Annotated in this window: 15 protein-coding genes; 8 read left to right on the forward strand and 7 right to left on the reverse strand. The window is 43.8% G+C overall.

Features of this window, described 5'->3' with window-relative positions:
* Nucleotides 1-53: 53 nt before the first annotated feature.
* Both pta and LMH68_RS12895 read right to left on the reverse strand, forming a co-directional pair.
* Nucleotides 54-2219, reverse strand: a complete 2166-nt coding sequence (gene pta / locus LMH68_RS12890) for a phosphate acetyltransferase (protein ID WP_017069189.1) — start codon at nucleotides 2217-2219, stop codon at nucleotides 54-56.
* A gap of 147 nt (nucleotides 2220-2366) precedes the next feature.
* Nucleotides 2367-3563 carry an acetate kinase gene (locus LMH68_RS12895; RefSeq protein WP_017062169.1) on the reverse strand — a complete coding sequence of 399 codons (1197 nt, stop codon included), beginning with the start codon at nucleotides 3561-3563 and terminating at the stop codon, nucleotides 2367-2369.
* Nucleotides 3564-3904: 341 nt separating this feature from the next.
* On the opposite strand from LMH68_RS12895, the gene yfbV reads away from it, so the two are divergent.
* From yfbV to LMH68_RS12910, 3 genes are all read left to right on the forward strand, one after another.
* Nucleotides 3905-4357 carry a terminus macrodomain insulation protein YfbV gene (yfbV, locus tag LMH68_RS12900; protein WP_017062168.1) on the forward strand — a complete coding sequence of 151 codons (453 nt, stop codon included), beginning with the start codon at nucleotides 3905-3907 and terminating at the stop codon, nucleotides 4355-4357.
* A 302-nt stretch (nucleotides 4358-4659) separates the two neighbouring features.
* Nucleotides 4660-5625 carry an ABC transporter substrate-binding protein gene (locus LMH68_RS12905; protein ID WP_017062167.1) on the forward strand — a complete coding sequence of 322 codons (966 nt, stop codon included), beginning with the start codon at nucleotides 4660-4662 and terminating at the stop codon, nucleotides 5623-5625.
* A gap of 251 nt (nucleotides 5626-5876) precedes the next feature.
* A complete protein-coding gene (locus LMH68_RS12910; RefSeq protein WP_229647109.1) occupies nucleotides 5877-7343 on the forward strand; it encodes a GGDEF domain-containing protein in 1467 nt (488 codons plus the stop codon).
* Nucleotides 7344-7487: 144 nt separating this feature from the next.
* Here the strand turns inward: LMH68_RS12910 and dusC are convergent, their stop codons facing one another.
* A complete protein-coding gene (gene dusC / locus LMH68_RS12915; protein WP_017069187.1) occupies nucleotides 7488-8444 on the reverse strand; it encodes a tRNA dihydrouridine(16) synthase DusC in 957 nt (318 codons plus the stop codon).
* 175 nt (nucleotides 8445-8619) lie between these two features.
* Between dusC and LMH68_RS12920 the strand changes: the two genes are divergently transcribed.
* Nucleotides 8620-9240 (forward strand): YecA family protein, encoded by a 621-nt coding sequence (locus LMH68_RS12920; RefSeq protein WP_017062164.1) that lies wholly within the window; start codon nucleotides 8620-8622, stop codon nucleotides 9238-9240.
* 121 nt (nucleotides 9241-9361) lie between these two features.
* On the opposite strand, the gene dsbB is transcribed toward LMH68_RS12920, so the two are convergent.
* Both dsbB and nhaB read right to left on the reverse strand, forming a co-directional pair.
* Nucleotides 9362-9877 carry a disulfide bond formation protein DsbB gene (gene dsbB, locus LMH68_RS12925; RefSeq protein WP_029235613.1) on the reverse strand — a complete coding sequence of 172 codons (516 nt, stop codon included), beginning with the start codon at nucleotides 9875-9877 and terminating at the stop codon, nucleotides 9362-9364.
* Nucleotides 9878-10024: 147 nt separating this feature from the next.
* The gene (gene nhaB / locus LMH68_RS12930; RefSeq protein ID WP_136973544.1) at nucleotides 10025-11617 is read right to left on the reverse strand and encodes a Na(+)/H(+) antiporter NhaB; all 1593 of its coding nucleotides are present in this window, start codon (nucleotides 11615-11617) and stop codon (nucleotides 10025-10027) included.
* Between the two features lie 641 nt (nucleotides 11618-12258).
* On the opposite strand from nhaB, the gene fadR reads away from it, so the two are divergent.
* Complete coding sequence (gene fadR / locus LMH68_RS12935; RefSeq protein ID WP_017062161.1) at nucleotides 12259-13098, forward strand: fatty acid metabolism transcriptional regulator FadR; 840 nt, start codon at nucleotides 12259-12261, stop codon at nucleotides 13096-13098.
* A gap of 194 nt (nucleotides 13099-13292) precedes the next feature.
* Here the strand turns inward: fadR and LMH68_RS12940 are convergent, their stop codons facing one another.
* Nucleotides 13293-13772 carry a DUF1456 family protein gene (locus tag LMH68_RS12940; protein WP_010437231.1) on the reverse strand — a complete coding sequence of 160 codons (480 nt, stop codon included), beginning with the start codon at nucleotides 13770-13772 and terminating at the stop codon, nucleotides 13293-13295.
* Nucleotides 13773-13993: 221 nt separating this feature from the next.
* Complete coding sequence (gene metG, locus LMH68_RS12945) at nucleotides 13994-16054, reverse strand: methionine--tRNA ligase (protein WP_017062160.1); 2061 nt, start codon at nucleotides 16052-16054, stop codon at nucleotides 13994-13996.
* Between the two features lie 157 nt (nucleotides 16055-16211).
* Here metG and apbC point away from each other — a divergent pair, with 157 nt between their 5' ends.
* The 3 genes from apbC to LMH68_RS12960 all read left to right on the forward strand — a co-directional run bounded on the left by apbC (nucleotide 16212) and on the right by LMH68_RS12960 (nucleotide 20451).
* Nucleotides 16212-17288: an iron-sulfur cluster carrier protein ApbC gene (gene apbC / locus LMH68_RS12950; protein WP_009848619.1), complete on the forward strand. Its 1077-nt coding sequence runs from the start codon at nucleotides 16212-16214 to the stop codon at nucleotides 17286-17288.
* 276 nt (nucleotides 17289-17564) lie between these two features.
* On the forward strand, nucleotides 17565-18206 hold the full coding sequence (gene udk / locus LMH68_RS12955; RefSeq protein ID WP_004734002.1) for a uridine kinase: 642 nt from the start codon (nucleotides 17565-17567) through the stop codon (nucleotides 18204-18206).
* Nucleotides 18207-18312: 106 nt separating this feature from the next.
* Nucleotides 18313-20451 carry an AsmA family protein gene (locus LMH68_RS12960; protein WP_102427874.1) on the forward strand — a complete coding sequence of 713 codons (2139 nt, stop codon included), beginning with the start codon at nucleotides 18313-18315 and terminating at the stop codon, nucleotides 20449-20451.
* Nucleotides 20452-20492 lie beyond the last annotated feature (41 nt).

Genomic DNA, 20492 nt, shown 5'->3' on the forward strand with positions numbered 1-20492 from the left:
ATAAAAAAACCCTAGATAAACATCTAGGGTTTTTGCTTTTTACAAAAGAAAAATTAGTTAATTACTTTTTCTTCAGCTTGTGCAGCTTGGTCTGCTTGGATAGCCGTTAGAGCTACTGTGTAAACGATATCGTCTACTAGAGCGCCACGAGACAAGTCATTTACTGGCTTGCGCATACCTTGAAGCATTGGACCGATAGATACTAGATCTGCTGAACGCTGTACAGCTTTGTAAGTCGTGTTACCCGTGTTTAAGTCTGGGAATACGAATACTGTCGCTTTACCTGCAACTGGAGAGTTAGGCGCTTTAGAAGCGGCTACGTTTTCCATGATTGCTGCATCGTACTGTAGAGGACCGTCGATCACTAGATCAGGACGCTTCTCTTGAGCAAGTTTCGTTGCTTCACGTACTTTATCTACGTCTGCACCCTTACCAGATTCACCAGTAGAGTAAGAGATCATAGCAACGCGTGGGTCGATACCGAATGCCGCAGCAGAATCTGCAGATTGGATAGCGATTTCAGCAAGCTGTTCAGCTGTTGGATCTGGGTTGATCGCACAGTCACCGTATACAAGAACTTGATCAGGCAGAAGCATGAAGAAGATCGAAGATACGATAGAAGCATCAGGAGCAGTCTTGATGATCTGGAACGGAGGAACGATAGTGTTCGCTGTAGTGTGAACAGCACCAGAAACTAGGCCGTCAACTTCGCCAGCTTCAAGCATCATAGTACCTAGGAATACTGAATCTTCTAGCTTCTCACGAGCAACAACTTCAGTCATACCTTTAGCGCCACGAAGTTCTACTAGACGAGCTACGTAGTTTTCGCGAACTGATGCAGAATCGATGATCTCAACGCCAGCGCCAAGCTCAACACCTTGCTGCGCTGCAACGCGACGGATTTCTTCAGGGTTACCTAGAAGTACACACGTTGCGATACCGCGCTCAGCACAGATAGCCGCAGCTTTAACTGTACGTGGCTCATCACCTTCAGGAAGAACGATGCGCTTAGCCGCTTTACGAGCAAATTCAGTTAGCTGGTAACGGAATGCTGGTGGGCTTAGACGACGGATGCCTTGAGTACCTTCAGATAGAGAATCAATCCAAGGGCCATCAATGTGGCTTGCAACGTGATCGTTAACGAACTCGATACGCTCTTTATCGTCTGCAGGAACTTCTAGGTTGAAGCTCTGTAGGTTTAGAGATGTCTGCCAAGTGTTACCTTGAGCCTTGAAGATCGGTAGACCTGAAGCGAATGCTGGTGCACAAAGGTTAGCAATGCTTTCTGGAATGTCGTAACCGCCAGTAAGCAGGATTGCGCCAATCTCAACACCGTTTTTCGCAGCAAGAGCCGCAGCAACGATAACGTCAGGACGGTCTGCAGAAGTTACTAGCAGTGAGCCTGGTTTGAAGTGCTCAATCATGTGAGGTAGAGAACGTGCACAGAAAGTGATGCTCTTAATACGACGAGTTGAGATTTCACCTTCGTTAACGATTTCAGCGTTAAGGTGCTTAGCCATATCAACCGCACGAGTTGCGATTAGATCGATGCTCCATGGCACGCAGCCAAGAACACGGATAGGGCTAGAGTTGAAGATTTGCATTACTTCAAGGTTCGCTTGCTGAGCGCTGTCTGCATCATCAAAGATTTCAGATAGGTCAGGGCGAGTACGGCCAGCCTCATCAACAGGAGCGTTAAGCTTGTTGATGATTACGCCTTTGATGTTTTTGTTCTTAGTACCGCCGAAGTTAGAACATGCTACTTCTATACGCTCTTTAAGCTGCGTAGGGTTGTCAGTACCAGGAGTCGCAACGAATACGATCTCCGCGCCAAGTGTTTTTGCGATTTCCGCGTTCACTTGGTTAGCAAATGGGTGCTTACGAGTAGGTACTAGACCTTCGATTAGCGTAACTTCTGCGTCTTTGTTGATCTTGTTGTATTGCTCAACAACAGACTCAAGAAGCTCGTCCATTTTTTCGCTACCGATCAAAGCTTCAGCTTTAGTCATTGCGATTGGCTCACCAATCTTAATGTCGCTGTTTGCGCTGATGATAGTAGACGTTAGATCTGGTTGGTTACCACCGCTGCGAGGCTGAGCGATTGGCTTGTAGAAAGAAACACTTACGCCCTTACGCTCCATAGCGCGAAGAACACCCATGCTAACACTAGTAAGACCAACACCAGCGCTTGTAGGGATAAGCATAATAGTACGTGACATTGACGAACACCTTTGACTATTGGAAATAAAAAAAGCTCAACTGCTATTCCCACCGATATTTAAATTGGGGTAGGAATAGAAGTTGAGCCCCATTTTCTTGATATGAAAAACTGACTAGCTTCGAATGAAGCTAGTCAGGAAAATCAATTAAAGACCTGCTAGTTTCGCAGTGTCTTCAGCAATTACTAGCTCTTCGTTAGTAGAGATAACCATTGCAGGGATACGGCTGTTAGCTGTAGTGATAGTACCTTCGCCGCCGAAACGAGCTTTAAGGTTAGCTTCACCGTCAACTTCGATACCGAAGATGCCTAGGCGGTTAAGAACCATTTCACGGATTGGGCCTGAGTTCTCGCCGATGCCGCCAGTGAAAGTGATTGCGTCTAGACGACCTTCTAGAGTTGCAGTGTAACCAGCTACGTACTTAGCTAGACGGTGACAGAACACGTCCATTGCACGAGTTGCTTCTTCTTTCTCACCGTAGTTGTCTTCAACGAAACGACAGTCAGAAGTCACTTCAGTTAGACCAGCAAGACCAGACTCTTTAGTTAGCATGTTGTTGATTTCTTCAACAGAGTAACCAAGTGCGTCGTGTAGGTGGAAGATGATTGCAGGGTCTAGGTCACCACAACGAGTACCCATTACAAGACCTTCAAGAGGAGTAAGACCCATAGAAGTGTCTACAGATTTACCGTTCTTGATTGCACATACAGAAGCGCCGTTACCTAGGTGACAGTTGATGATGTTAACTTCTTCAACTGGCTTGTTTAGTAGGCCTGCAACTTCACGAGTGATGAATAGGTGAGAAGTACCGTGCATGCCGTAACGACGGATGCCGTGCTCTTTGTACAGGTTGTACGGTAGAGCGTATAGGTAAGACTCAGAAGGCATTGTTTGGTGGAACGCAGTGTCAAAAACAGCAACGTTTTGTAGACCAGGGAAGTTCTGTTGAGCCGCTTCGATACCGATAAGGTGAGCAGGGTTGTGAAGAGGTGCGAAAGTCGCAGCGTCTTGAATACCCTTAAGAACTTCGTCAGTGATAAGTGCAGAAGAAGTGAACTGCTCGCCACCGTGTACGATACGGTGACCGATAGCGCCAAGGTTAGCTTTAAGCTCAGGCTTAGAAGCAAGAATAGTTTCTACCATGAAAGATAGTGCTTCTACGTGAGCTGCGCCCGCGCCTAGTTGTGCTTCATGCTTGCCATCAAGTTTCCACTTCATACGAGCTTCTGGAAGACCTAGACACTCAGCAAGACCAGTTAGGTGCTCTGCACCTGTTTCTGCATCAACAACAGCGAATTTAAGAGAAGAACTACCACAGTTTAAAACTAAAACTAGCTTAGACATTAATGACTACCTGTTTATTTTTCTGATTGAAATCAGTTAAGGATGAAAATTAATCTCAAGAATAGTCGAAGCACATAGGCTTGCGTACTAACCTTGGTCAAAAAAACGTTAATTTCCGTATAAAGTGAAAGCGCTCTTTATCAAAAAGAGGCTTGTGCATTCCTTGCAGAAGTCTTCTCAAAGTTGCTTAAATTGTAAATAAGGGCAACAATGAGATTGAGGTCTGCAAATAATAGCGATATTGTGCAAATATAACAAAAAAATTTGAAAGAATATTATTTTTCGTCAAATTTTTGTGTTTTTAGTTGATGATTTCAACTTTTTTTTAATGGGAGACTCATATGAGCAATAGAGTTGGTTTAGCTAGTAGTTTAAAAGATGGCCAAAAGTACATGGATCTCTGGCCCGTCCGAAAAGAGTTAAACGCGATCTTCCCAGAACAACGCATTATTAAAGCGACCCGTTTTGGCGTGAAAGTGATGCCTGCGATTGCCGCTATCAGTGTTCTTACACAAATGGTCTTTAATAATTACCAAGCGATGCCACAGGCTGTGGTTATGGCTTTGTTTGCGATCAGCTTGCCGCTACAAGGTATGTGGTGGTTGGGCAATCGCTCAAATACACAACTTCCGCCGGCGCTAGTATCGTGGTACCGCGAACTGCATGAAAAGATCACTGAAACGGGTTTTGCGTTAGAGCCTATGAAGCCGCGCCCTCGCTATAAAGAATTGGCAATCATTTTAAATCGTGCCTTTCGTCAGTTAGATAAATCCTCAATGGAGCGTTGGTTCTAAAGAATCCCAGCTCTCCCTCTTGTCTGAGAACAACTATTCATCTTCTATAGCTTGTTCTCAGATTTGCTCCTCTTTTTGTTACCTCGCTTACTTTCCGTTTAGCTTACCTGTCCTTATTCACTTGGTTTCTTACCTTCCTCCGAAGTCAATATAACCTTTCTCACATAACTCGAGCCTTGTTGTATTTTTGTTAAATATCACTTCAAGTTATCAATGGTTACTGGTAATAATGTCAATAGTGATTTTGATGTTGTTCTCTTTGAGCGAGTAATGACGGGTAGAGCTTGATTCAGGGAGCGATAATGAGTTCTGTAAGAAAGGTATTGGCAGCGGTTTTAAGTTGCTTGATGTTGCTATGGACTGGCAATGCAATGGCAAACGTTGCCAAAGTGTCGGTTTCACAAGTTGTTGACCATCCAGATCTGAATGCGACACGTTTAGGGCTTCTTGAAGGATTGAGAGCCAATGGTTATGAACCCGGTAAGAACTTAGAATTCTCCTATGAAATGGCGAATGGTAACCCGGCTCAGGCAGCCAAGATTGCCAGAGAGCTCGTCAGTGAAAATCCACATGTACTTGTTGGTATCGCGACACCGACTTCACAAGCCTTAGTGTCGGCGACTCGCTCGATTCCTATCGTGTTTACCGCGGTTACGGATCCTATCGGCGCTAGGCTCGTTAAACAATTAGAAAAGCCGGGGCGTAATGTCACGGGGCTTTCTGACTTATCTCCGATCACTCAGCATGTGTCATTAATCAAAGAACTGCTCCCTGAAGCTAATTCAATCGGTGTAGTTTACAACCCAGCAGAAGCAAATGCCGTTGCGTTAGTTGGGTTATTGAGAAAGGCAACTCGAGATTTCGGTTATACACTTCACACCGAAAAAGCGCTGACTGTTGACGATGTCGAAGCAAAAGCAGAATCCATTGCTAAGAAGTCCGATGTTATCTATGCCTTGACCGATAATACGGTTGCAAGCGGCATGGAGGGTCTTATCAAAGCGGCTAACCATGCAGATACGCCAGTCGTCGCAGGCGCCACATCTTATGTCGGAAAGGGAGCGATTGCTGGTTTAGGTCTAGATTATTATGATGTTGGGGTTCAGACCGCGGATTATGTCGCAGCCATTTTGGAAGGACAGAAGCCCGGGAAGTTGAGTGTCAAAACTGCGCAGAGCTCTCAGCTGGTGGTCAACCTAGATGCTGCTCGTGAGCTTGGCGTGACAGTGCCTCAATCTGTGATTGAGCGTGCGGTCATTAGCCGGTGAATTGAGTTTGGTGTTAGGTGAGCTAATAGGCCATAAGTCATATTATTAACAGCATTGAAATGGGCTCAGATAACAAACTCACCTGCTCTATATGTTGGCGCTTCTCTATTTTATTCATTTGTAAGCGGTTATTTGACCGTTAGGTGTGTCGTTAATATCAATTTACATTATTTTACGTCGAGCGAATTGCCGATTAATGTAATAATATTAATGGGGAAAATGAAAATAGCTGAACGCTAAGAGCACATTATATGAAAGTAAATAGGCACTTTAGCCTAACCTTTGTTTTCGGGTTTCCCGCTGTGATCGCCGCGATGCTACTTGGCCTAATAGGAAAGAATCATTTTGACGCGGTAGAAAAAGATATCAGTAGTGAGTTTCATCGTATTGAAGATGTGTTCAAAAGAACCACAAAAGTGGCGACAGCCCTAGACTACAGCTTCTCCAACTATTATAAATCAGGAAACCCTCTCTTTCTTGATCACAACAAACATGTTGTGGATGGTCTTTGCCAAATCTGGCCTATTGATGTATTGCTACTTGCCGACGGTAAAACCTCAGACATTCCCTCTGTCGATATCGACTATATGCTAATTGGTCAAGAGTCTCTTTGTTCTGAAAGCAGTGATAGTTATAAGAGCGCGTCAGAAAAAATAGCGTTAGCTCCTATTCTTTCATTTTTATCCCAGCTTGATGAATACCATGCCGGCGTGCACTTTATTGATACGAGCGGCTATGTGATCTCTTCACCTGAAGGTTTTGCCAAAGGGCTGAGCAAAGAGTTACTCTCGACCATAAAGAGTCGTCCTTATTGGCAGAAAACAGCCAACAACCCTGACCAACTCACCCTTTCAGGCCCTGGTTATCGTTTTGATTCCCTTGACCGTATAATCAGTATGACGATCCCTGTATTCCATAAAGGCGTTCACCAAGGGATGCTGTCGGTGGATATTAATGCTGACAAGCTGCTCGCAAACTCGAATGAGCATCTTGCAGGTCGGATCGATATCATTGATACCACTTTAGCGACTCCGGTAGATTCTGCGGCGTTTTATCACGAGATCAAACTGGATGGTGTCTCGTCTCACCATGCGATGTATTACAAATTAGACATCGCGAAAGAGGTTGAGCACTTTTTCGTCTACGAGAAAGACAGCCTTATTGTTGCCATCATTGTGTATCTGTTCTCAGTAACCATCTTCTTCTACGTCAATTCCAATATTGAACGTGGTTACTTCAAAGATCTCGCAGCCAAAGACCCTATGACAGGGTTATTGAATCGTCGTGGCTTAGAAGCGTTCTGGCGCAGTGTAGAGCACGATCAACTGTTTGCATTAACCGTCTTCGATATTGATGATTTTAAGTCAATTAACGACACCTACGGCCACGATAAGGGGGATGATGTGATTCGTTATATGTCGCGTCAGATCAGCAACAGTATTCGAAGCAGTGACGTTGCAGCACGGTTTGGCGGTGAAGAGTTTGTCGTTTATATGAAAGGCGAAGATCGTGAAACTTTGATGAGAACATTAGAGCGAGTGAAGAATGCGATTTGTTCCACTTCAGCCGACATTATTCCAAATGGATTTACGGTGTCTGGCGGTGTCTGCATTGTTGAAACTGAGCAAAGTAAACTTAACTTCGATGAGATATTTAAGTACGCCGATGAAAAGCTGTACGTGGCTAAGACGACGGGTAAAGACCGTCTTGAATTTTAACCACGTTATTGAATCGATGCTTTGTATGAAAATGAAAATGAAAATGAAAATGAAAGAGGGAAGAGCGAACGTGTCTACCAAGCAAAGCTTATTTGCACCGGTAAACACGTTTGTAGCGTTGGGTATTTAACCCTAAACATAATCTTAAACAGGTTGGCGGCGTTCTTCTTGATAACGCTGAAGGCGTTCTACAATCGGTGGCGCCTTTTTGAAAGTACGAATTTCTTTAAACAGTTCGTTCGCTTCAGGGTAGCCTTTACTTAGATAAACAAACCACTGCTTCACTCTATTGGGGTAGTACATGCCTTTGTCCCCTTTAATTTGAAACTCTGAATAGCGCAGCAAAAGTTCAATGACTTTATCCCACGGCATTTTCTGGTGGTTGTGCTTAACGACGTTACCAAGGTTTGGAATATTGAAAGCACCACGGCAGACCATTAATGAATCGACGCCTGTTGCTTCTATGCAATCTTGACCATCTTGATAGTTCCAGATCTCCCCATTAGCAATCAACGGCAGAGATGTTTTTTCTCTTATTTGATTGATGAAGTCCCATTTGATTTCGCTGGCTTTATAGCCGCCAACTTTGGTTCTTGCATGCACGGTGAGTTCGTCAGCTTTGGCTTGTTCGATGGCATCGACGATTTCAAAGCACTCTTCCGGATGCTCCCAACCTAATCGAATCTTTGCGGACACAGGAATGTGTGCCGGTACCGCTTCTCGACAGGCGTTCACCACTTGATAGATGAGCTCTGGCTCTTTTAGCAATGAAGCGCCACCATTACTTTTGTTGACCGCTTTTGCTGGGCAACCAAAATTAAGATCGATCCCTTTCGCGCCTAAGCTAGCAGCTTGAAAAGCATTCTCGGCCATCCAATTTGGGTGTTGCCCTAGAAGTTGGAGATGGATTGGCACACCAGCCATGGTCTGAGAGCCTTGATGTAGCTCAGGGCAAATACGGTGGAACACATGCGGGGGAAGAAGTTGATCTACGACGCGCACAAACTCTGTCACACAGAGATCGTAATCATTAATCTCTGTGAGAATTTCACGCATTAGGTGGTCTAGAACGCCCTCCATAGGGCCAAGTATTACGCGCATGTTGCTTTACCAAAACTGAATGAACCGAAAAATTCGAGGCGTGATTGTACGGTGTGCTTACAGAATTGTCACTATGAGTGTGGTGCATGTCTTAATGATGGTTTCGTCTCTTAATAGCGACATCTTTGGGAGGATGGCGTTATAATATCGAAAATGCCCAATATCCAGAGCTTTCATGACATATCAATTATTAAGCCTACCAGAATCAATCACTGACATTACTCCGCAGTTTATGGAAGGTGCAATCCTTGCCTCTAACTTAGCGACCAAACCACTCGATCCAGAAGAGTGGCTGGTTATCGTTGCGCCTGAAGCGGGTAAAGAGCTGGTAACAACGGTGACAGAACAGATTAATCGCCAGCACAACCTGATTCAGCGTAATGAATACCTATTAACAGACGTACTGGCTGAAGGTGACTTTAACGAACAGTTCGCTGATTTTTCTGAAGGCTTCATGATGGTTTGGCCAACAGTGGAAGAGCAGTGGCAGAGCGTGACAGTCGCGGATGGTACTCTGCGCATGTTGCAAGCGCTCTTAACCACCTTGATGCTTGCGATTGATGAAGAGCAAACTCAACAACAAATGATCGCTGCAGGGCTTACTAACCCACCATCGCTTGCCGATTTAGTGGGTCAAGTCGATCTGATGATCTCAGAAGTGGCAATGGCAGCGGATGAAGCTATGTTGGGCAATAAGTCCCAGAGCGTGAACCCGTTTAAAGACATTGGTCGAAACGACCTTTGCCCTTGTGAAAGCGGCAAGAAGTTTAAACAATGCTGCGGTAAAAGCAGCTAATCACGGCTTGTTGAGCAACTTAGTTTGTGTGAATAACAGACTCTCTTAATATGTTCAAAAGCTTAAGTAATAAAAAAGTCGACCTCGTGGTCGACTTTTTTGTTGTCCAAGTGTCAACGGCTTACTGCAAGTCCTTTTTCGACTTCACAAATTGAGAAATAACCACAATACCGAAAGCAACCAAGTTACCTGCAAAGATAATTACTAGCCACTGAGGCATAGAAAGATCGAAGAACTGCCACACAACCTTGCTGCAATCGCCGTAAGCCTCAAACATCCACGGAGCCCATTGGTTTAAAGGCGCCCAGCTAGGGAAGGTTACGAATAAGTCGCAGGTTGCGAAAGGGGACGGATTGAACTGGTAATCGACGTGCTCTAAAGCAAGCATCAAACCTTTGTATGCGCCAAATCCCCAGCTAGCAAGGCCTAACCAGCGTGATATTGGGTTATTCGGGGCAATCGCACCAATCATGGCGGCAACACCGATAGCGAGCATAGCAACGCGCTCATAGATACACATCACGCAAGGACCAAGCATCATCACGTGTTGGAAGAAGAGAGCGCACGCTTCAAAAAAGACAATAAAAGCCAGCAGTAAAAGCCAAGATAAACGTCCCTTAGAGAAGTCTTTGATCATTGCTAAAAAGTTCACGAATTGAATCCTGTCTATAAAATAAAAAAGCCCTGATTACTCAGAGCTTTTTATCTTGGATAAGTTTCCTAATCAACTAATATTTTTGATTAGTTAGTTATAGTTATTGTGGTTTGCGACACAGTGTTTAGCTTAGTGACCACCGGAGATAACTGGAGCAACGACTTCACCAGTGCGTTGAATGATCCAACCTGCATCATAGAACCATGCTGTCATTGGCTCTACGAAGAACACAATGCCTGCTAGGCCAACCAGTGCCAATACGATGGTGTATGGCAACGCCATGATAACCATGCGACCGTAAGACAATCTAATTAACGGAGCAAGTGCTGATGTTAATAGGAATAGGAATGCAGCCTGGCCGTTTGGCGTTGCAACAGAAGGTAGGTTAGTACCAGTGTTGATAGCAACAGCAAGTAGGTCGAACTGATCACGAGTGATGATGCCTTCAACCAGTGCAGTTTTCACTTCGTTAATGTAAACCGTACCGACGAACACGTTATCTGAAACCATCGATAAAATACCGTTGGCAATATAGAAGAGTGCGAGCTGTGCGCCTTTATCTTCAACGTGAAGTACTGCATCGATGACTGGCTTAAATAGAGCTTGGTCGATGATCACAGCAACAACAGCGAAGAAAACGGCAAGAAGTGCAGTAAATGGCAGCGCTTCTTCAAAGGCTTTACCCATAGAGTGTTCTTCAATAACACCCGTAAATGCTGTAGCTAAGATGATCACAGACAGGCCAATCAAACCTACTTCAGCAACGTGAAGTGCAAGGCCGACGATAAGCCAAACTGCGATTGCACTTTGAACCCATAGTTTTGCTACGTCTTGCTTTGTGCGGTTTGCACGTTCTTTGTTGTCAAACTCAACTAAGATTTGGCGAACATTCATTGGTAGTTGAGCACCGTAACCAAACACTTTGAATTTCTCGACAAGTGCACAAGTTAAAATACCGCAGAAGAAAACAGGTAGTGTTACTGGCAGCATACGGATGATAAATTCACCGAACTCCCAACCTGCTTGCTTAGCAATTACCAAGTTTTGTGGTTCTCCTACCATGGTCATTACACCACCCAGTGCTGTACCCACACCAGCGTGCATTAGCAGTGAACGTAGGAAAGCACGGTAGTTTTCTAGGTCATCACGAGTTAGCTCTGAGATCTCTTCATCATGAGTATGATCGTGCGAAGACGTTGTGCCCTTGCCTGATGCAACCTTGTGGTAGATAGAGTAGAAGCCGACCGCAACGCTAATAACTACGGCGATTACTGTTAGTGCATCTAGGAATGCTGATAAGAAAGCGGCAGCAACACAGAAGGCAACGGAGAGTAAAATTTTAGATTGGATGCCAAGCAAGATCTTCGTGAAAATGAACAAAAGCAGTTCTTTCATGAAGTAAATGCCAGCAACCATGAATACGAGCAAGAGTAATACAGGAAGGTTTGCTTGCAGCTCGTGATAAACCATTTCTGGTTTGGTCATGCCAATGGCGACTGCTTGAATAGCTAATAGACCACCCGGTTGAAGTGGGTAGCATTTGAGAGCCATAGCTAGAGTGAAAATAAACTCAACCACCAATAGCCAGCCCGCAACAAATGGGTCAACTAGGAAGAAAACAAACGGGTTGATGATTAAAAAGGAAATGATGGCAAGTTTATACCAATCAGGAGCTTTACCAAGGAAGTTCTTGATAAAAGCGTTTCCGAGAGACATCGGCATGTTAATACTCTTTTATGTTGATTATGAATAGACAAGCAATACAACATTTTGAGAATCGAGCTATAGAAATTGTTAAAAACTATGACTAACAGTGACTTAGAAAAACTACATTCCATGTAATGTTCTGTGGTCTTGCCAAGTCACTCCCTTAGAAACTCAAGCACTGCTTATTTTTGAGCGCAACTTTACTCTTAGATAACATTTAGTCAACAGGAAAAGCCCTGTAGCCCTAAAAATACCTCTTTTTTGTTGAGAAACGCGATCAAAGTAGCGCAAGCATACCACTTAAAATGTGATAAAAACCGACTAGAATCAATATTTCAGCGAAATGATTGAAAATTACAGAATAACGACGGCTTATATATGATTATTACAACTTAATATTGCAAATTAATAGCTTTAAAAATATGACCAATCCCATTGATTTTAAAGAAAAATTGCTGTGTTAACGGTTTGTTTAAATGGTGGTTTAGAGTCGCTTGCTTTACAAACCTGAGGTGCAAACGTGTGCTGAACTTTAGAGTTATAACTCTAACGGTGTTTAGGGGGAGTAAAATTTTTTGAGGGTGTTTCCGCTAGGTGTGAACTAGTGGTATGATGAGTAAATTAGAACAGAATAATTAAATTGGATTGAAGTGTAGATGGTCATTAAGGCGAAGAGCCCGGCAGGATTTGCAGAGAAGTATATCATTGAAAGTATTTGGAATGGCCGTTTCCCTCCAGGTTCTATCTTGCCCGCAGAGCGTGAGCTTTCTGAGCTGATTGGTGTTACACGTACTACGCTTCGTGAAGTACTACAACGTCTTGCTCGTGATGGTTGGTTGACAATCCAACATGGCAAACCAACTAAAGTTAACCAGTTTATGGAAACCTCAGGTCTTCATATCCTTGATACGCTAATGACGTTGGACGTTGATAACGCAAGCAAAATGGTAGAAGACCTGCTTGCTGCTCGTACTAATATCAGCCCGATCTTTATGCGTTATGCATTCAAAGCAAACAAAGAAGCTTCAGAGCGTACTATCAGTAACGTGATTGAATCTTGTGAAGCGCTACTTGCGGCACCAACTTGGGATGAGTTCCTAGAATCGTCGCCATACGCTGACAAGATCAAACAAGCGGTAAAAGAAGATTCAGAAAAAGATGAAGCGAAACGTCAGACGATCTTAATCGCGAAGACTTTCAACTTCTATGATTACATGCTTTTCCAACGTTTGGCATTCCACTCAGGCAACCAGATTTACGGCCTGATCTTTAACGGTGTGCGTAAACTTTATGACCGTATCGGTAGCTACTACTTCTCTAACCCAGAAGCACGACGTTTAGCGATGGACTTTTATAAAGAGTTGTTCATTATCTGTGAAAGTGGCGAGCGCGAAACTTTGCCATTAGTGATTCGTAACTACGGTATCGCAAGTGCACAAGTTTGGAATGAAATGAAAACGACATTGCCGACGAACTTCACTGAAGACGACAGCTAAGGCATAGGTTTACTATTGTTGTTCCTGTTTAGTCAGTGACGTAAAGAAAACGAAAAAGCGGCGAGATAATTCAATTATCTCGCCGCTTTTTATTTATCTGTCGTTACTAGAAAATTATCAGTGGGTCAGTTACTTACCTATGACGAGTAATTTATCTATGTGTAGCAACTTAAAATTTATCTAGGAGTAGTAACTTAACCCGCAAACTCTTCTGAGTCTGGACGGTTGGTAAATTGCACACCGTTTAGAAAATCGCAAAGTAGTTGGTCTTCACACACTTTGTAGTTTTTGTTTTCTGGCTTGCGGAAGTAAGCGCCGATTTCGTACTTGCTCAAGCTAATGCCAACCACTTCTAGTACGTCCAAAACATCTTCTGCTTTCATGTTTAATGCGATACGAAGCTTCATGAAGATCATGTTGTTCGTCAGTGCAACTTCAGGTTTAGGTTGCTCGCCTTCTTTTTTGCCACGCTTAAGGTTGATGAAACCATTTAGGAATACCGCCAACTCTTTATCTTTCATCTTAGAGCATGACTTGTCGTTGTCATCTTTTAGCCAGTTAATCACTTGGTCATGAGCAACAGTCACATCAGCTTGTTCGATAGCTTTGATGATTTGTGCATTTTTAAGGTTTAGTGCGTGTTGAATACGACGCAAGATTTCGTTGTTAGTCACTGGGGATTCCTAAAAAGGGTTTTAGAGTAAAGAGGTGTTGGTTTAGCCTATTTTTGTCGACGAACCAATTTCTACTCTACATAGCATAGTTGACGGCGACTCTAACAGAGAACGCTAATTTTCGGTAGATATAAAAAATCCCCAATGCTGATTAACTCTTTCAAGTCAAAAATGCATTAGGGATTTAGTGATGGGTGCTTGTTATCTGACTGGAGTCAGAATTACATTACACGCATACCAGGTTGAGCACCTTCGTGTGGCTCAAGGATCCATAGGTCGCTGCCGCCAGGGCCCGCTGCTAGGATCATGCCTTCAGACATACCAAACTTCATCTTACGAGGTTTTAGGTTTGCTACCATTACAGTTAGCTTGCCTTCTAGCTCTTCAGGTTTGTATGCTGATTTGATACCAGAGAATACTTGGCGAGTCTCACCACCGATGTCTAGTTGGAACTTCAGTAGTTTGTTCGCTTTTGGTACTTCTTCACAAGAGATGATACGAGCGATACGCATGTCTACTGCTGCAAAGGCATCGAACTCAATCTCGTCTGCGATTGGCTCTTTGTCTAGCTCAGTTTGGCTTGCTTGCTCTTTTTCAGCTTCTGCTTTTTCTTTCGCTGCTGCTTCAGCGGCTGCATCTTCTTTAGAAGACTCAACCATTGCTTCCACTTTCTTAGGGTCAATGCGGTTGAATAGCGCTTTGAACTTAGTGATCTCGTGATCAGTTAGCGGAGTAGCAATCGCTTCCCACGTTAGCTCTTCGTTTAGGAAAGCTTCAGTGCGAGCTGCAAGCTCTGGCATCACTGGTTTCAGGTAAGCCATCAGTACGCGGAATAGGTTAATACCTACAGAAGAAACTTGTTGAAGCTCAGCTTCTTTGCCTTCTTCTTTTGCAAGAACCCAAGGTGCTTTTTCGTCGATGTACTGGTTAGCTTTATCCGCTAGTGCAGTGATTTCACGGATAGCACGGCTGAATTCACGAGTTTCGTATAGCTCACCGATACGCTCAGCAGCAGCAACGAATTCGTTGTATAGCTCAGGCTCTGCAAATTCAGCAGCTAGCTTGCCTTCAAAACGCTTAGTAATGAAGCCAGCGTTACGAGAAGCTAGGTTAACAATCTTGTTTACTACGTCAGCGTTTACACGTTGAGTGAAGTCTTCAAGGTTAAGATCTAAGTCATCGATGCGGCTGTTTAGTTTCGCAGCGTAGTAGTAACGTAGACACTCAGGGTCTAGGTGGTTTAGGTACGTGCTTGCTTTGATGAATGTGCCTTTCGACTTAGACATCTTCGCACCGTTCACTGTTACGTAGCCGTGTACGAATACGTTGTTTGGCTTACGGAAACCTGCGCCGTCTAGCATTGCTGGCCAGAATAGGCTGTGGAAGTAAACAATGTCTTTACCGATGAAGTGGTAAAGCTCAGTTGTGCTGTCTTTCTTCCAGTATTCATCGAAGTTTAGATCGTCACGTTTGTCACATAGGTTCTTGAAAGAAGCCATGTAGCCAACAGGTGCGTCTAGCCATACGTAGAAGAACTTGTCTTTTTCGCCTGGGATTTCAAAGCCGAAGTAAGGTGCATCACGTGAGATATCCCACTGTTGCAGACCAGACTCAAACCATTCCTGCATTTTGTTTGCAGTTTCATTCTGTAGAGAGCCAGAACGAGTCCACTCTTTAAGCATGCTTTCGAACTGAGGTAGGTCGAAGAAGAAGTGCTCAGAGTCTTTCATTACTGGAGTTGCGCCAGAAACCGCTGATTTAGGGTTAATTAGCTCAGTTGGGCTGTATGTCTCACCACAGTTATCACAGTTATCACCATACTGGTCTTCTGACTTACACTTAGGGCAAGTACCTTTTACGAAGCGGTCTGGTAGGAACATCTCTTTCTCAGGATCGAAAAGCTGAGAAATAGTGCGGCTAGAAATGAAGCCGTTCTTTTTAAGTTCTAAGTAGATGTGAGAAGCCAGTTCACGGTTCTCTTCGCTGTGTGTGCTGTGGTAGTTATCAAAGCTGATATCAAAGCCAGCGAAGTCTTTTTGGTGCTCTTCACTAACAGCAGCGATCATCTCTTCTGGCGTGATACCCATCTGTTGAGCTTTAAGCATAATTGGCGTGCCGTGAGCATCGTCAGCACAGATGAAGTTTACAGTGTTGCCACGTAGACGCTGGTATCGAACCCAGATATCAGCTTGGATATGCTCAAGCATATGGCCAAGGTGAATAGAGCCGTTAGCGTACGGAAGCGCACAAGTTACCAAAAGTTGTCTTGGATCAGTTGCCATACTTAATAATTCGCTTTTTTGATAGGTATAAATTTGAGAGGTAATACTACTTTATAACGTGTGATACGCCAAGGTATCAGACTAAGGATTCCCCTAGTTTTTTAGGGGTTCAGTCTTCATCTCGTGGGTGATAGCATAAATAAAAAAAGGAGTCCCAATGCGTAACTTTACTTCTAAGCAAGATTTCTGTTCATGGTTGAATGAGTTCGAGTCACCAATCCTCATCCCAGAGTGGGCGCTACACCAAAATATTGTATCGGTTGATCCGCGTGGATCATTTGTTATCACCTTACCTTTTGCCGCTAATCAGCTTGCGGTTGAATTGGAACAGTGGATTCACTCTCAGATTGAACAACAGCTTGTTAGCGCTTTTCAGTTTGAAGTAAAAGTGAAACCGTCTGCGCTGGAAACCACAGTGGCGACGCCATTGAAGGGTGTTAAGAATATTATTGCCGTGACGTCGGCAAAGGGTGGGGTGGGTAAATCAACGACTTCAGTAAACCTTGCGCTCGCGCTATCTAAGTCAGGTTCAAAAGTGGGTTTGTTGGATGCGGATATCTACGGGCCATCAGTGCCTATGATGCTCGGCCAACTAGACGCGAAACCAGAAGTACAGAACAACAAATGGATGATGCCCATCGAGGCACATGGCATTTTCACCCACTCAATTGGCTATCTTGTTTCGAAAGATGATGCGGCAATCTGGCGTGGCCCTATGGCAGCCAAGGCTTTAGGTCAGCTTGTTAACGAAACCGTATGGCCAGAGTTGGATTATCTAGTTATTGATATGCCACCGGGCACGGGTGATATTCAGTTGACGTTGTCGCAACAGATCCCGGTGACGGGCGCAGTAGTGGTGACCACTCCTCAAGATTTGGCATTAGCGGATGCGCGTAAAGGTGTCGCAATGTTTGATAAGGTAAGCGTGCCAGTGGCAGGCTTAGTTGAAAACATGAGCTATCATATTTGTAGTCACTGCGGTGAGAAAGAGCATATCTTTGGTGCTGGTGGTGCCGAAGCTATGTCAGAAGAGTTTTACCTCGATATTTTGGCACAGATCCCTCTTCATATTGATGTGCGAGAAGATATCGATGCAGGTTGCCCGACGGTGATTCGTCGTCCAGATAGTGAACATACACGTCACTACTTAGAGCTTGCAGAGAATGTGGCTGCGAAGATGTTCTGGACCGGCAAGGCGAGACCAGAAGCGATTAACTTCTCTATGGTTGAATAACGAATCTATGGTTGAATAGCGCAAGTTAATCACAAAGTCGTTTAAATATAGTTTGGATTAGATAAACAGCGGTGGATTTAAGTCAATATCCATTGGGCTTGTGCAAATAGTTGTAGGCAAGTTATTTGAAAGCAAACGATTGCATTCATTAAATGCATTGATATCATCAATTTGACTGCAATTAGCTAAAATGGCGACTAGAATCTATGTGCTTTAGCCCCTATAATCAGGCGGTTTATCTCTTCCCACCACCAAACCATATCGGGTGCAAAATTAATGTCTGATAATAATCAATGTGTCATCGTAGGTATCGCTGGCGCTTCAGCTTCAGGAAAAAGTCTGATTGCTAGTACAATTTATAATGAATTGCGCGAAAAAGTAGGCGACCATCAAATTGGTGTTATCACGGAAGATTGCTATTACAGCGACCAAAGCCACTTGAGTATGGAAGAGCGTGTTAAAACTAACTACGATCACCCAAATGCACTAGATCATGATCTTTTATGTGAACATCTACAGCAGCTAATGAGTGGCAACGCCGTAGAAGTTCCTGAATACAGCTACACAGAGCACACACGTACTTCTGAAACGACTACACTTACTCCAAAGAAAGTGATCATTTTAGAGGGTATTCTGCTTCTAACAGACCCGCGTCTTCGTAAACTAATGCACGCAAGTGTGTTTATGGATACACCATTAGACATCTGTCTATTACGCCGTGTTAAGCGTGATGTAGAAGAGCGTGGTCGTACAATGGACACTGTACTTAAGCAATACCAAGAAACAGTACGTCCAATGTTCATGCAGTTTATCGAGCCTTCAAAACAACATGCAGACATCATCGTTCCTCGTGGTGGTAAAAACCGTATTGCGATTGATGTGCTAAAAGCGCACATTGCGAAGTTGTTGAAGTCTTAATCGAATAAAATTTTGCCTAAGTGACTCACTTAGCTTTATTTTTTACCGAATCAGTGGCACTTTTATAGTGCCACTTTCTTTTGGAATCTAAGCAAGGAATATGCGGATGAAGAAACTACTCATTTTCATAGCTGTACCAGTGTTTGTTGTCGTTGCAGCAATTCTGGCACTAGTGCTGTTAGTGAATCCCAACCAATTTAAGCCATTAATTGTCGAACAAGCCCAAAAACACACAGGCCTAGAGCTAGTGATCGAGGGTGATATCAGCTGGCAATTCTTCCCATCCATTGGCTTTGAACTTGGTCAAACTGAATTACGCAACCCTGAAGGTTTTACGCAACCTAACCTATTTAAGGTTGATACCGTTGGCGTTGACGTTTCGGTTACTCCGCTATTTAGCAACCAACTAGAGATCGGCAACATTACTCTAGATGGTGCAGAATTCTATTTAGAAACGCTTAAAGATGGTCGCAAGAACATTGATGCACTAACGCAAGCGTCAGCGCCTCAAGAATCTGAGCCTGCAGCAGGCACAAGTTCTGAATCAGCGCCTGCCCCTCAAGAGCAAACTACCACAGACGCATCGGGTTGGACGATCAACCTTGCAGGCGTAACTGTATCAAACGCATTGTTTGAAATGGACGACAAGCAAGCGGGTTCATTCACTAAGCTATACGATGTGTCTTTGAATCTTTCTGAGTTTGCCGTTGATACATGGACAACCGCGACATTTGCGGCTTCTGGTGAGAACAATCAACAGAAGTTCTCTGCACAAGGCAGTGCAGAATTCAAATTAGCTGAAGGCTTTGCAAGTTACGCACTTCGTAATATCGACTTAAACGCTAAGTTCAATGATCCAGCGACGTCGATTGAGTCAGCAAAAATTGGCTTGAATACGTTTGAGTTCGATAAGGTAAACCAACTGACTTACGCTGTAATCGGTAATGCAGCTGGCCTTGACCTTGATCTTAAAGGTGGCGGTGAACTTACTGTTGATAGCGCGATTTCAAAAGTAACGCTGAACAAGTTAACGTTAGACTCAACATTCAAAGGCGACACGCTTCCTCAGTCTCCAATGAAAGTCGACATGCTGTCTGACTTAAGCTTCGATCTTAACAAGAGCCACCTGAGCTTTGTGTTAGAGAAGCTACAAGCTAACGCTATTGCATTAGACGGTAAAGCAGACGTAATCCTATCTGAAATACCAAAGGTTCGTTTCTCTCTTCATAGCCCGAATATTGATTTAGATGAATTCTTAGGCTTAGGCAATACAACAGAAACAGCGAGCACAGCGCCTTCTGGTTCTGCTGGTGGTTCAACGTCAAGTTCTGGTAGTTCAGATCCAGCTAAAGAAGTGGAACCTGATCTGTCGGCTCTGAAAACGTTAGACGTGAAAGGTGACATCACGATTGATAAGTTCAAGGCGAACAACGCGAAGATGCAGAATGTTAAAACCGCATTTTCGGTTAACCGTGGTATCGCAGAGCTAACCTCATTCACCTCGAATCTTTACCAAGGTTCTATTTCTGCTACTGCAAAGTTAGACGCTCGTAAAACACCAGCGACTTACACGGCTAAGAAGAAAATCAAAGGCGTGAAAGTACAACCGTTACTGGTTGATGTTGCAGATAACGATATGCTGGAAGGTACCGGTAATATTGATGTCAACGTGAAAGGTAAGAGTCTAACTCCGACGGGTATCAAGAAAAACCTAGTCGGTACTATCGCGATTAACTTTGAAGATGGTGCAGTTAACGGCATCAACGTAGCTCAACTGATTCGAGAAAACTACGCTAAGATCAAGGGCGAGAAAGTTGAAAGCACAAATGAAGCTCAAAAAACGGACTTCAGTGCAATGAAAGCGACGCTGAAAGTGGATAAAGGTTGGGTTTCAACTAACGACTTATCAGCACAGTCGCCACTGTTACGTGTGACAGGTCAAGGTAAAGCAAACTTCATCAATGAAACGGTCGACTTCCTTGTACGTACATCAATTGTGGGTTCACTTGAAGGTCAGGGCGGTAAGAGCATCGACGACCTGAAAGATGTGACTATCCCAATTAAGGTAACAGGTCAGTGGGCAGCCCCGAAATTTGCACTTGTTTTTGATGATGTATTGAAACAGAAAGCACAGAAAGAAATTGATCGTGGTTTAGAAAAGTTAGACGAAAAGTACGGTGACAAGATCAAAGATGAGAAAACAAGAGACGCAGTAAACGGTCTACTAAAAGGTTTGTTTAACTAGTCTTCATCTCATTTAAAAATGAACAAAGCGCCACTCCTGTT

This window comes from Vibrio sp. F13 (genome assembly GCF_020806305.2).
In the GTDB taxonomy this organism is placed as follows: Bacteria; Pseudomonadota; Gammaproteobacteria; order Enterobacterales; family Vibrionaceae; genus Vibrio; species Vibrio crassostreae_C.